Genomic DNA, 12,486 nt, shown 5'->3' with positions numbered 1-12,486 from the left:
GAATCATGGCTGTTAACAGCGATCGTGCAGGCAGTAAACCGTTGATCGAGAAACGTTCGATCGACTACATCCCGGAAGCGGAAAGACACGGTCGTCTATTAAGTCAGTTCACCCTGTGGCTGGGTGCCAACCTGCAAATCACCGCGATTGTGACCGGCGCTCTGGCCGTCGTACTCGGCGGCGATGTGTTCTGGTCGTTGATCGGTTTGCTGATCGGGCAACTGCTCGGCGGCGGCGTCATGGCGCTGCACGCGGCCCAAGGCCCGCAATTGGGCTTGCCGCAGATGATCTCCAGCCGCGTGCAATTTGGCGTGTATGGAGCGGTGATTCCGCTGGTGTTGGTGTGCCTGATGTACATCGGCTTCTCGGCCAGCGGATCCTTGCTGGCGGGGCAAGCGGTGGCGCAGTTGCTGCACGTTGAAGACTGGGTCGGCATCGTGCTGTTCGCCGGCTTGATCATGGTCTTCACCATCTTCGGCTACCGGGTGATTCACGGCATCGGCCGGATCGCCAGCGTGCTCGGTGTGATCGCCTTCGTTTACCTGTTCTACAAACTGTTGGCCGGCAACGACATCATGGCGTTGCTCGGTAACAAGCATTTCTCCCTGGCGAGTTTCCTGTTGGCGGTGTCGCTGTCGGCGTCCTGGCAGATCGCGTTCGGCCCTTACGTGGCGGACTACTCGCGTTACCTGCCGCGCAGCACCTCAGCCGTGAAAACCTTCTGGGCCGTGGGCCTGGGTTCAGTGCTCGGGGCGCAGGCGTCGATGGTCTTCGGTGTATTCGCCGCGGCCCTGGCCGGTTCGCAATTCGCTCACCACGAAGTCTCGTTCATCGTCAGCCTCGGTGGCACCGGCATCGTCGCCGGTCTGCTGTACTTCGCGGTGGCGTTCGGCAAAGTCACGGTGACCACGCTCAATGCCTACGGCAGCTTCATGTCGATCGCGACGATCATCAGCGGTTTCCGTGGCAGCCGACACATCCCGAGTGCGGTGCGCCTGCTGTACATCTTCATCATGGTGTCGCTGGCGACGGCCCTGGCGTTGCTAGGCAAGGACTCGTTCCTCAAGGACTTCTCCGCGTTCATTCTGTTCCTGCTGGCGTTTTTCACGCCGTGGAGCGCGATCAACCTGGTGGACTTCTACTGCATCACCAAAGAACGCTACGACATCCCTGCATTGTCCAACCCGAACGCTCGCTACGGTCGCTGGAACATCATGGGCATCAGCATCTACGTGTTCGGCGTGTTGATTCAGATGCCGTTCATTTCTACCCACTTCTACACCGGTCCTCTGGTGGCGAGCCTCGGTGATACCGATATCTCGTGGATCATTGGTCTGGTGGTGCCGGCGGCGCTGTATTACTTCGCGGCCAAGAAATGGCACAGTCCTGTACCCGATCGTTTGATCCTGCCGGTCGAGCAGGGCGCGGTCACCGAACAAAAGCTGAGTGGGGCTGGTCGCGCTACTGCGGTTTAGACGCGACTGGATGTGGGCAGGGGCAGGGTGGATGCCTCTAGACTGCCGTAAGCCAACTCATGATTAGGAGTGTCACAACAATGCAATCGAACAAGACCCTGCTGACCACATTGCTTTCCATGGGCCTGCTGGCCAGTGCCGGCGCCACTCAGGCAGCCGGTTGGTGCGAGTCGGGCAAGCCGGTGAAGTTCGCCGGCCTGAACTGGGAAAGCGCGATGCTGCTGACCGACGTGCTGCAAGTCGTGTTGGAGAAAGGCTACGACTGCAAGACTGACAGTCTGCCGGGCAACTCCATCACCATGGAAAACGCCCTGAGCAGCAACGACATTCAAGTGTTTGCCGAAGAATGGGTTGGCCGCAGCGAGGTCTGGAACAAGGCTGAGAAGGCCGGCAAAGTCGTTGGTGTCGGCGCTCCGGTGGTCGGTGCGGTCGAAGGCTGGTACGTGCCGCGTTACGTGATCGAAGGCGATGCCAAGCGCAAGCTGGAGCCGAAGGCCCCGGACCTGAAGAACATTGCAGATCTGGCCAAGTACTCCGCCGTGTTCAAGGATCAGGAAGAGCCCTCCAAGGGCCGTTTCTACAACTGCCCGGCCGGCTGGACCTGTGAACTCGACAACAGCGAAATGCTGAAAAGCTATGGCCTGGAAAGCACCTACACCAACTTCCGCCCAGGCACCGGCCCGGCGCTGGATGCGGCGGTGCTGTCGAGCTACAAGCGTGGCGAGCCGATCCTGTTCTACTACTGGTCGCCAACCCCGCTGATGGGCCAGGTTGATCTGGTCAAACTCGAAGAGAAGCCAGGCGTGGACAAGAGCGTGACCATCAAGGTCGGCCTGTCCAAGACCTTCCATGAGGAAGCCCCGGAACTGGTGGCCGTGCTGGAAAAGGTCAACCTGCCAATCGACATCCTCAACCAGAACCTCGGACGCATGACTAAAGAGCGGATCGAATCGCCAAAACTGGCCAAGATCTTCTTGAAGGAACATCCTGAAGTCTGGCACGCATGGGTGAGCGACGACGCAGCCAGGAAAATCGATGCGGCCTTGTAGATTAAGCCTCTCCGACTGCCGGCAATGGCAGTCGGACACTTGATCGCAACCCCTTGATTGAGAGTCTCTTATGTTTCCCGAAAGTTTTACTTTTTCCATCGCCGACTGGGTCAACACTTGGGTTGATTCGCTGGTCACCAACTACGGCGACGTGTTCCGGCACATCTCCGACACCTTGTTGTGGGCCATCGTCAATCTTGAAGGCATGCTGCGTGCGGCGCCCTGGTGGCTGATGCTGGCAATCGTGGGCGGCATTGCCTGGCACGCGACCCGCAAAGTGGTGACCACGGCTGTCATCGTCGGGCTGCTGTTCCTGGTGGGTGCGGTCGGCCTCTGGGACAAGCTGATGCAGACCCTGGCGCTGATGATGGTAGCGACGATCATTTCGGTGCTGATCGGCATTCCGCTGGGCATTCTCTCGGCGCGCAGCAATCGCCTGCGTTCGGTGCTGATGCCGTTGCTGGACATCATGCAGACCATGCCGAGCTTCGTGTACCTGATCCCGGTGCTGATGCTGTTCGGCCTGGGTAAGGTCCCGGCGATTTTTGCCACGGTGATCTACGCCGCGCCACCGCTGATCCGCCTGACCGATCTGGGTATTCGCCAGGTTGACGGTGAAGTGATGGAAGCGATCAACGCCTTCGGTGCCAATCGTTGGCAGCAACTGTTTGGCGTGCAACTGCCGCTGGCCCTGCCGAGCATCATGGCCGGGATCAACCAGACCACCATGATGGCCCTGTCGATGGTAGTGATTGCCTCGATGATCGGTGCCCGTGGCTTGGGCGAAGACGTGTTGGTGGGGATTCAGACCCTCAACGTCGGACGTGGGCTGGAGGCCGGTCTGGCGATCGTGATTCTGGCAGTGGTCATCGACCGCATTACTCAGGCGTATGGTCGGCCACGGCATGAGGTGAGCAAATGAGCAACGCAGCCATCAGCAAAATCGAAGTCAAAAACGTCTTCAAGATTTTCGGCAACCGTTCCAAGGACGCGCTGGGCATGATTGCCCAGGGCAAGACCAAGGATCAGGTGCTGGCCGAAACCGGCTGCGTGGTCGGCGTGAACGACTTGTCGCTGAGCATCGGCACTGGCGAGATCTTCGTGATCATGGGCCTGTCGGGTTCCGGCAAATCGACCCTGGTGCGTCACTTCAACCGCCTGATCGACCCGACCAGCGGCGCGATCCTGGTAGACGGCGTGGACATCCTGCAATACGACATGGAAGCCCTGCGCCAATTCCGTCGTCACAAGATCAGCATGGTGTTCCAGAGCTTCGGCCTGCTGCCGCACAAAACCGTGGTGGATAACGTCGCCTACGGCTTGAAAGTGCGTGGCGAGAGCAAGCAAATGTGCTCGGAGCGCGCGCTGCACTGGATCAACACCGTGGGCCTCAAGGGCTACGAAAACAAATACCCGCACCAGCTCTCGGGCGGCATGCGTCAACGTGTGGGCCTGGCCCGCGCCCTGGCGGCGGATACCGACATCATCCTGATGGACGAAGCGTTCAGCGCCCTCGACCCTCTGATCCGCGCCGAAATGCAGGACCAGTTGCTTGAACTGCAAAAGACCCTGCACAAAACCATCGTCTTCATCACCCACGACCTCGATGAGGCCGTGCGCATCGGCAACCGCATCGCGATCCTCAAGGATGGCCGGCTGATCCAGGTCGGCACACCGAAAGAGATCCTGCACTCGCCGGCGGATGAATATGTGGATCGGTTCGTACAGCGACGGGCCGCGGTGGTTTAACAGATTTGCGGGCGGTGAAGTCTATTGTGGCGAGGGGGCTTGCCCCCGTTGGGCTGCGCAGCAGCCCCAGCGCTCGAACGGGGGGCAAGCCCCCTCGCCACAGGGTTTCATTGATCAATAGAATTTTGTATGAGGCTCCAGATGTCCCAGGCTAATAAAATCGTTATTACAGGCGACCACCTGCGTTGGCAGGATGTGGTGGCCGTCGCCCGTCATGGCGCACAGCTTGAGCTGTCGACCGAGACCTGGGCGCGGATCGACAATGCCCAGACGATCGTCCAGCGGATCGTCGCCAGCGGCGAGCGCGCCTATGGCGTCAACACCGGCCTCGGCGCCTTGTGCAACGTCTCGCTCAAAGACGAACAACTCAGCCAACTATCGCGCAACACGTTGCTCAGCCACGCTTGCGGCGTCGGCGCGCCATTGGCCGACGAACAGACTCGCGCAATTATCTGTGCCGCGATCCGTAACTACAGTCACGGCAAATCCGGCATTCATCGCCAAGTGGTTGAAGGCCTGTTGGCGCTGCTCAATCGCGGCATCACTCCGCAAGTGCCGTCTCAGGGTTCGGTGGGTTACCTGACTCACATGGCCCACATCAGCATTGCGCTGTTGGGTGTCGGCAATGTCAGCTATCGCGGGCAGATCGTTTCCGCTCAGCAAGCCTTGGCCGAAGAAGGTCTGCAACCGGTTCAGCTCGGCGCCAAGGACGGTTTGTGCCTGGTCAACGGCACGCCGTGCATGACCGGCCTCAGCTGCCTGGCGTTGGCTGACGCGACGCGTCTGGTGCAATGGGCTGACGTGATCGGTGCCATGAGTTTCGAAGCCCAGCGCGGTCAGATTGCTGCGTTCGATGCCGAGATCATCGCGCTCAAGCCGCACCCGGGCATGCAGCAAGTCGGCATCAACCTGCGGGCGTTGCTCGATGGCAGTGAAGTGATCGCCAGCAGTAAAGGTATTCGTACTCAGGATGCGCTAAGTATCCGTTCGATCCCGCAAGTTCACGGCGCTGCTCGCGATCAGCTTGAGCACGCCAGACAGCAGATCGAAACCGAACTCAACTCGGTCACCGACAACCCGATGCTGCTGGGTACTCCGGACAACTATCGTGTGATGTCCCAAGCCAACCCGCACGGCCAATCGGTCGCGATGGCGGCGGACTTGCTGGCGATTGCCATGGCCGAAATCGGCTCCATCGCCGAGCGTCGCCTGGACCGTTTGATCAACCCGCACGTCAGTGGTTTGCCGGCGTTCCTGGTGGCTAATCCGGGGGTGAACTCCGGGATGATGATCGTCCAATATGTCGCCGCTTCGCTGTGTGCGGAAAACCGTCAACTGGCGCAACCGGCAGTGCTCGACAACTACGTCACTTCGGGCTTGCAGGAAGACCATTTGAGCCTGGGCACCAACGCCGCGCTGAAGCTGCATCGCGCCCTGGAAAACTGCACGCAGATCCTCGCCATCGAGTACCTGCTGGCGGCCCAGGCGTTTGAATTCTTGAAAGAGCAACGTTTCGGCGCGGGTACCGATGCCGCTTGGCGTCTGCTGCGCGAACGCGTCCCGGCTTACGACCAGGACCGCTGGCTGGCGCCGGATATCGCTGCTGCTGCCAGTGTGTTGAAAGACCCGATTTTGCTGCACAAGGCTTTACCCAACCTCAACTGAAATCCACAACACCAGCGTGCCAAGGCGCCAGCCCCTCTCAAAAAGTCGGGAAGCGACGGACAACGGAAATCTCCGGAGCGTCTGGTTAGTTAATAAAAAGCTCTCAAAAGGAGAACGATGTGACTGCGCTTAATTTGATTCCCGGCCAACTGAGCCTTGCCCAACTGCGTGATGTTTATCAGCACCCGGTCAAAATCACCCTCGACAACAGTGCCTCGGCCCAGATCAACGCCAGCGTTGCCTGCGTGGAACAGATCCTCGCTGAAAACCGCACCGCCTACGGCATCAACACCGGTTTCGGTCTGCTGGCTTCGACCCGCATCGCCAGCGAAGACCTGGAAAACCTCCAGCGCTCGCTGGTGCTGTCCCACGCTGCCGGTGTGGGCGAGCCGATCAGCGATGCACTGGTGCGACTGGTCATGGTGCTCAAGGTCAACAGCCTGAGCCGTGGTTTTTCCGGCATTCGCCGCGTCGTGATCGACGCGCTGATCGCGCTGATCAACGCCGAGGTTTACCCGCACATTCCATTGAAAGGTTCGGTCGGGGCATCCGGCGACTTGGCGCCTCTGGCCCATATGTCCCTGGTGCTGTTGGGTGAAGGCAAGGCTCGCTACAAAGGCGAGTGGATGGAAGCCACCGAAGCGCTGAAAGTCGCCGGTCTGACCCCGCTGACCCTGGCTGCCAAAGAAGGTCTGGCGCTGCTTAACGGAACTCAGGTTTCTACCGCTTACGCATTGCGTGGCTTGTTCGAAGGCGAAGATCTGTTCGCTGGTGCCCTGGCCATTGGTGGTCTGACAGTTGAAGCGGTCTTGGGCTCGCGCTCGCCGTTCGATGCACGCATCCACGCCGCTCGTGGCCAGAAAGGCCAGATCGACGCCGCTACCGCTTACCGCGATTTGCTGGGTGAGCGCAGTGAAGTCTCCGATTCGCACGAGAACTGCGAAAAGGTTCAGGACCCATATTCCCTGCGCTGCCAGCCGCAAGTCATGGGCGCCTGCCTGACCCAGTTCCGTCAGGCCGCCGAAGTGTTGGCCGTCGAAGCCAACGCCGTTTCGGACAACCCGTTGGTCTTCGCTGCTGAAGGCGACGTGATCTCCGGCGGTAACTTCCACGCCGAACCAGTGGCCATGGCCGCTGACAACATGGCCTTGGCCATTGCTGAAATCGGTTCCCTGAGCGAACGCCGCATCTCACTGATGATGGACAAGCACATGTCGCAACTGCCGCCGTTCCTGGTGGCCAATGGCGGCGTGAACTCCGGCTTCATGATCGCCCAAGTGACCGCAGCGGCACTGGCCAGCGAAAACAAGGCGTTGTCCCATCCGCATTCGGTGGACAGCCTGCCGACTTCCGCGAACCAGGAAGACCACGTGTCGATGGCTCCGGCGGCCGGCAAGCGTCTGTGGGAAATGGCCGAAAACACCCGCGGTGTGCTGGCGGTGGAATGGCTGGCGGCGTGCCAGGGTCTGGACCTGCGTGACGGTCTGAAGACTTCGACGAAGCTGGAAAAGGCCCGTGCCATCCTGCGCGCTGAAGTGCCGTTCTATGAGAAGGACCGTTTCTTCGCACCGGACATCAATGCGGCGAGCGAGTTGTTGGCGACCCGTTGCCTGAATGAATTGGTGTCGGCGAAGTTGCTGCCTAGCCTGTAATGGCCTCTTCGCGAGCAGGCTCGCTCCCACAGGGTTTACGCAATCCAATGTGGGAGCGAGCCTGCTCGCGATTCGATTTTTGCGTCGAATAAAAATAATTAAGGACGAGAAATGCAACCACAAACCAAGGGTTTGAAACGCGGGCTCTCTGCCCGACATATTCGCTTCATGGCGCTGGGGTCGGCTATCGGCACCGGGCTGTTTTACGGTTCTGCCTCGGCCATTCAGATGGCCGGGCCTGCGGTTCTGCTCGCTTACCTGATCGGCGGCGCGGCAGTGTTCATGGTCATGCGCGCCCTCGGTGAGATGGCGGTGCACAACCCGGTGGCCGGCTCTTTCGGCCAGTACGCCAGCACCTATCTGGGGCCGATGGCGGGCTTTATCCTCGGTTGGACCTACGCGTTCGAAATGGTCATCGTCGGCATGGCTGACGTCACCGCATTCGGTATTTACATGGGCTTCTGGTTTCCGGAAGTCGCCCGCTGGATCTGGGTACTCGGCATCGTTTCGGTGGTCGGCGGCTTGAACCTGTGCAACGTCAAAGTCTTCGGTGAAATGGAGTTCTGGTTGTCGCTGCTCAAGGTTGCAGCCATCGTTGCGATGATCCTCGGTGGCTTCGGCATCATGTTGTTTGGCATCAGCACAGCGCCCGGTGCCCAGGCGACCGACATCAGTAATCTCTGGAGCCACGGTGGCTTCATGCCGAACGGCGTGGGCGGCTTGATCGCTTCGTTCGCCGTGGTGATGTTTGCGTTTGGCGGCATTGAAATCATCGGCGTTACGGCTGGTGAAGCCAAAGACCCGCAGCATGTGCTGCCCCGGGCGATCAACGCCGTGCCGTTGCGTATTCTGCTGTTCTACGTGTTGACGATGTTTGTGCTGATGTCGATTTTTCCGTGGCAGCAGATTGGCAACCAGGGCAGCCCGTTTGTGCAGATTTTCGACAACCTGGGGATCAGCTCGGCGGCGACCATTCTCAATATCGTGGTGATCTCGGCGGCGATTTCGGCCATCAACAGTGACATCTTCGGCGCTGGCCGCATGATGTACGGTCTGGCCCAGCAAGGACACGCACCCAAGGGCTTCGCCCGCCTGTCCGGGAATGGCGTGCCATGGATGACCGTGGTGGTGATGAGTGCGGCGCTGCTGCTGGGTGTGCTGCTGAATTACCTGATTCCGGAAAACGTGTTTCTGCTGATCGCTTCCATCGCGACCTTCGCCACGGTGTGGGTCTGGCTGATGATTTTGTTCACCCAGGTGGCCATGCGTCGTTCCATGAGTGCCGAGCAGGTCGCCCAGTTGAAATTTCCGGTGCCGTTCTGGCCCTATGCGCCGATGGCGGCGATAGCCTTCATGCTGTTCATCTTCGGCGTGCTGGGCTATTTCCCGGACACCCAGGCTGCATTGATTGTTGGCGTGGTCTGGATCGTGCTGTTGGTGTTGGCCTACCTGACCTGGGTGAAACCAGCGGCAGGGCAGGCGGCGCTGGTAACGCAGGAACCTTCTTTTTCTCATCGATAACCTAACGGAGGCCAGGATGAAAACGCTCTGGCAACACTGTCACGTCGCAACCATGGCGCAAGGCGTCTACTCGATCATCGAGGATGCGGCCATCGTGACGTCCGGTGCGCACATTGAGTGGGTCGGCCCGCGCAGCGAACTGCCGGCCGGCGAATACCCGGCCGTCAACGATTTGAAAGGGGCCTGGGTCACCCCGGGCCTGATCGACTGCCACACCCACACAGTGTTCGGCGGTAATCGCAGCGGCGAATTTGAACAGCGCCTGCAAGGCGTCAGCTACTCGGAAATCGCCGCGGCGGGTGGTGGCATCGCCAGCACCGTGCGCGCCACTCGCGCGGCCAGCGAAGACGAACTGTTCGCCAGCGCCGCCAAGCGTCTGAAAAGCCTGATGCGCGACGGCGTGACCACGGTCGAGATGAAGTCCGGCTACGGCCTCGATCTGGCCAGCGAGCGCAAGATCCTGCGGGTCATTCGTCGCCTCGGCGCCGAGCTGCCGGTCAGCGTGCGCAGCACCTGCCTGGCCGCCCACGCCTTGCCGCCGGAATATAAGGATCGCGCCGACGATTACATCGACCACATCTGCGCCGAGATGCTGCCGGCCCTGGCTGCCGAAGGGTTGGTGGATGCGGTCGACGCGTTCTGCGAATACCTGGCGTTCTCGCCGGCCCAGGTCGAGCGCGTGTTCATCACTGCCCAGGCACTCGGTTTGCCGGTGAAGCTGCATGCCGAGCAGTTGTCGTCCCTGCACGGTTCGAGCCTGGCGGCGCGTTACCACGCACTGTCGGCCGATCACCTGGAGTTCATGACCGAAGACGACGCCATCGCCATGGCCGAGTCCGGCACTGTCGCGGTGCTGCTGCCGGGTGCGTTCTACTTCCTGCGCGAAACCCAGTTGCCGCCGATGGACGCCCTGCGCAAACACGGGGTGAAAATCGCTATCGCCAGCGACCTCAATCCCGGCACTTCGCCGGCGTTGTCGTTGCGCTTGATGCTGAACATGGCCTGCACCTGTTTCCGCATGACCCCGGAAGAAGCACTGGCCGGCGCAACCATTCATGCTGCCACGGCGCTGGGCATGGCCGAGACTCACGGGTCGCTGGAAGTTGGCAAGGTCGCAGACTTCGTCGCCTGGCAAATCGATCGTCCCGCCGACCTGTCGTACTGGCTGGGCGGCGACCTGGAAAAACGCATCGTGCGTCACGGTGTCGAAACAAGTATTTAGGAGAGCAGTTGTGGATAAGGTTCTGAACTTCAAACAAGGCCGCGTGCCGCTGCTGATCAGCATGCCCCACGCTGGCCTGCGCCTGACCCCGGCGGTCGAGGCCGGGTTGATGCCCGACGCACGCAATCTGCAGGACACCGACTGGCACATTCCGCTGCTTTACGAATTCGCCGCCGAGCTGGGTGCCAGCACCCTGGATGCCGAGTACTCGCGGTATGTCATTGATTTGAACCGGCCGTCCGACGACAAGCCGCTGTACGCTGGTGCGACCACCGGTCTGTACCCGGCAACGCTGTTTGACGGCACTCCATTGTTCCGCGAGGGCATGGAGCCGTCTGCGGCGGAGCGGGCGACCTATCTGGAGCAAGTCTGGACGCCTTACCACAGCACGTTGCAGAACGAGCTGGCGCGACTGAAGGCCGAGTTCGGCTACGCACTGTTGTTCGATGCGCACTCGATCCGCTCAGTGGTCCCGCACCTGTTCGACGGCAAACTGCCGGACTTCAACCTCGGCACCTTCAACGGCGCCAGTTGCGATCCTCAGTTGGCCTCTCAGTTGGAAGCGATCTGCGCCAGGCACACCGATTACAGCCATGTGCTGAACGGCCGCTTCAAGGGCGGCCACATCACCCGGCATTACGGCAACCCGGCCGAGAACTTCCACGCGGTGCAACTGGAGCTGGGGCAGTGCACGTATATGGAAGAGTTTGAACCGTTCCGTTACCGGCCTGATTTGGCGGCGCCGACGCAGGTGGTGTTGAAGGAGTTGCTGCAAGCGTTTTTGGCTTGGGGCCAGAAACACTACAAACGCTAACACCTGACACATAACCCTGTGGGAGCGAGCTTGCTCGCGATGAGGCCAGAACATTCAACATTTATGTTGCCTGTCGGTCCGCCATCGCGAGCAAGCTCGCTCCCACAGGTTTTTCATTCACCTTGAAATCTGATCGGGACTGTCGCCACCGTGCAAATCTCGGTCGCCACAGTTCGCTTTTACCCTCTCGACGCTGCGTAATGTTCTGGGCACGGTGCATGAAGACACCGGACCCCATAATAATCTGCCGCACGAGAACGCTATTCATGACAAGCACCAAAGGTTTGTTCACCCGCTGTCTCTCAATCCTCTGCGGTACCGCGCTTCTGAGCACCAGCGTTCTGGCCAGTGAAGACGCTTCCTGCAAAGCCGTGCGCATGGGCGTGGTCAACTGGACCGACGTGATCGCCACCAGCGGCATGGCCGAGGTGTTGCTCAATGGCCTCGGCTACGAAAGCAAGCAAACCAGCGCCGTGCAGCAAATCATCTTCGCCGGCATCCGCGACAAGCGCCTCGATATCTTCCTGGGGTATTGGAAACCGGCGATGGACAAGAACATCGCACCGTTCATCGCCGCCAATCAGCTCAAGGTCATGGAAAAGCCCAGCCTTTCCGATGCCCAGGCCACCCTCGCTGTTCCTGACTACGTGGCCGCCGCCGGCCTGAAAACCTTCGCCGATATCGCCAAGTTCAAAGACAAGCTCGGCGGCAAGATCTATGGCATTGAGCCGGGCAGCGGCGCGAACACCACCATCAAAACCATGATCGAGACCAATCACTTCGGCTTGAAGGATTTCAAACTGATCGAGTCCGGTGAGGCCGGCATGCTCGCCGCCGTGCAACGGGCGGTGAACCGCAAGGAGTTCGTGGTGTTCGTCGGCTGGACCCCGCACCCGATGAACATCAACATGAAGATCGCCTACCTGACCGGCAGCGAAGACGTCTACGGTCCGAACGAAGGCGCGGCGACCGTCTCCACCGTCACCGCCCCGGACTATGCCGAGCGCTGCCCGAACGTGAACCGCCTGCTGCAAAACCTGACCTTTACCGCATCCCAGGAAAGCCAGTTGATGGTGCCGATCATGGAACGTAAAACGCCTCAGGATGTGGCCAGGCAGTGGCTGCGTGATCATCCGCAAGATTTGCAGCGCTGGCTGGCGGGTGTCAGCAGTGTGGACGGCAAGGATGGTGTGGCGACGGTTCAGGCCAGCCTGAAAAACTGAGGGCAGGCGCTGAACCTGTGGGAGCGGGCTTGCTCGCGAAGAAGGCGTGTCAATCGACATTAATGTTTCCTGATCCACCGCCTTCGCGAGCAAGCCCGCTCCCACAGGGTTACGTC

10 protein-coding genes are annotated in these 12,486 nt (G+C 60.2%); all 10 read left to right on the top strand.

What is annotated here, in order from left to right; all coding sequences use genetic code 11:
- The first annotated feature begins 5 nt into the window (after positions 1-5).
- The 10 genes from AC1MEW_RS01295 to AC1MEW_RS01250 all read left to right on the top strand — a co-directional run bounded on the left by AC1MEW_RS01295 (position 6) and on the right by AC1MEW_RS01250 (position 12,370).
- On the top strand, positions 6-1,475 hold the full coding sequence (locus AC1MEW_RS01295) for a purine-cytosine permease family protein (protein WP_323570482.1): 1,470 nt from the start codon (positions 6-8) through the stop codon (positions 1,473-1,475).
- An 80-nt stretch (positions 1,476-1,555) separates the two neighbouring features.
- Positions 1,556-2,524, top strand: coding sequence for an ABC transporter substrate-binding protein (locus AC1MEW_RS01290; RefSeq protein ID WP_201199872.1), 969 nt, complete (start codon positions 1,556-1,558; stop codon positions 2,522-2,524).
- A gap of 70 nt (positions 2,525-2,594) precedes the next feature.
- A complete protein-coding gene (locus AC1MEW_RS01285; RefSeq protein WP_201199874.1) occupies positions 2,595-3,446 on the top strand; it encodes an ABC transporter permease in 852 nt (283 codons plus the stop codon).
- Positions 3,443-4,273, top strand: coding sequence for a quaternary amine ABC transporter ATP-binding protein (locus AC1MEW_RS01280; protein WP_201199876.1), 831 nt, complete (start codon positions 3,443-3,445; stop codon positions 4,271-4,273). The genes AC1MEW_RS01285 and AC1MEW_RS01280 overlap by 4 nt, the downstream gene beginning before the upstream one ends.
- 141 nt (positions 4,274-4,414) lie before the next feature.
- Positions 4,415-5,938, top strand: a complete 1,524-nt coding sequence (hutH, locus tag AC1MEW_RS01275) for a histidine ammonia-lyase (RefSeq protein ID WP_322270285.1) — start codon at positions 4,415-4,417, stop codon at positions 5,936-5,938.
- A 119-nt stretch (positions 5,939-6,057) separates the two neighbouring features.
- Positions 6,058-7,590 (top strand): histidine ammonia-lyase, encoded by a 1,533-nt coding sequence (gene hutH / locus AC1MEW_RS01270; protein WP_480425213.1) that lies wholly within the window; start codon positions 6,058-6,060, stop codon positions 7,588-7,590.
- A gap of 111 nt (positions 7,591-7,701) precedes the next feature.
- On the top strand, positions 7,702-9,111 hold the full coding sequence (locus AC1MEW_RS01265) for an amino acid permease (protein WP_201256961.1): 1,410 nt from the start codon (positions 7,702-7,704) through the stop codon (positions 9,109-9,111).
- A 16-nt stretch (positions 9,112-9,127) separates the two neighbouring features.
- Positions 9,128-10,333 (top strand): imidazolonepropionase, encoded by a 1,206-nt coding sequence (gene hutI / locus AC1MEW_RS01260; RefSeq protein WP_323570483.1) that lies wholly within the window; start codon positions 9,128-9,130, stop codon positions 10,331-10,333.
- A gap of 10 nt (positions 10,334-10,343) precedes the next feature.
- A complete protein-coding gene (gene hutG / locus AC1MEW_RS01255; RefSeq protein ID WP_201256962.1) occupies positions 10,344-11,147 on the top strand; it encodes an N-formylglutamate deformylase in 804 nt (267 codons plus the stop codon).
- A 266-nt stretch (positions 11,148-11,413) separates the two neighbouring features.
- Positions 11,414-12,370: a choline ABC transporter substrate-binding protein gene (locus AC1MEW_RS01250; protein WP_322270287.1), complete on the top strand. Its 957-nt coding sequence runs from the start codon at positions 11,414-11,416 to the stop codon at positions 12,368-12,370.
- The last annotated feature ends 116 nt before the right edge of the window (positions 12,371-12,486 follow it).

The organism is Pseudomonas sp. ASL4, assembly GCF_056680395.1.
Note: the sequence above shows the minus strand (reverse complement) of the source record. Positions and strands in the feature narration are given on the sequence as shown.

What these genes read in the sequence shown, in the direction of transcription:
- AC1MEW_RS01280 (WP_201199876.1), top strand. Translation starts at nt 3,443, where the DNA reads ATGAGCAACGCAGCCATCAGCAAAATCGAAGTCAAAAACGTCTTCAAG.
- AC1MEW_RS01295 (WP_323570482.1), top strand. Translation starts at nt 6, where the DNA reads ATGGCTGTTAACAGCGATCGTGCAGGCAGTAAACCGTTGATCGAGAAA.
- hutH (WP_322270285.1), top strand. Translation starts at nt 4,415, where the DNA reads ATGTCCCAGGCTAATAAAATCGTTATTACAGGCGACCACCTGCGTTGG.
- hutI (WP_323570483.1), top strand. Translation starts at nt 9,128, where the DNA reads ATGAAAACGCTCTGGCAACACTGTCACGTCGCAACCATGGCGCAAGGC.
- AC1MEW_RS01250 (WP_322270287.1), top strand. Translation starts at nt 11,414, where the DNA reads ATGACAAGCACCAAAGGTTTGTTCACCCGCTGTCTCTCAATCCTCTGC.
- AC1MEW_RS01290 (WP_201199872.1), top strand. Translation starts at nt 1,556, where the DNA reads ATGCAATCGAACAAGACCCTGCTGACCACATTGCTTTCCATGGGCCTG.
- AC1MEW_RS01285 (WP_201199874.1), top strand. Translation starts at nt 2,595, where the DNA reads ATGTTTCCCGAAAGTTTTACTTTTTCCATCGCCGACTGGGTCAACACT.
- AC1MEW_RS01265 (WP_201256961.1), top strand. Translation starts at nt 7,702, where the DNA reads ATGCAACCACAAACCAAGGGTTTGAAACGCGGGCTCTCTGCCCGACAT.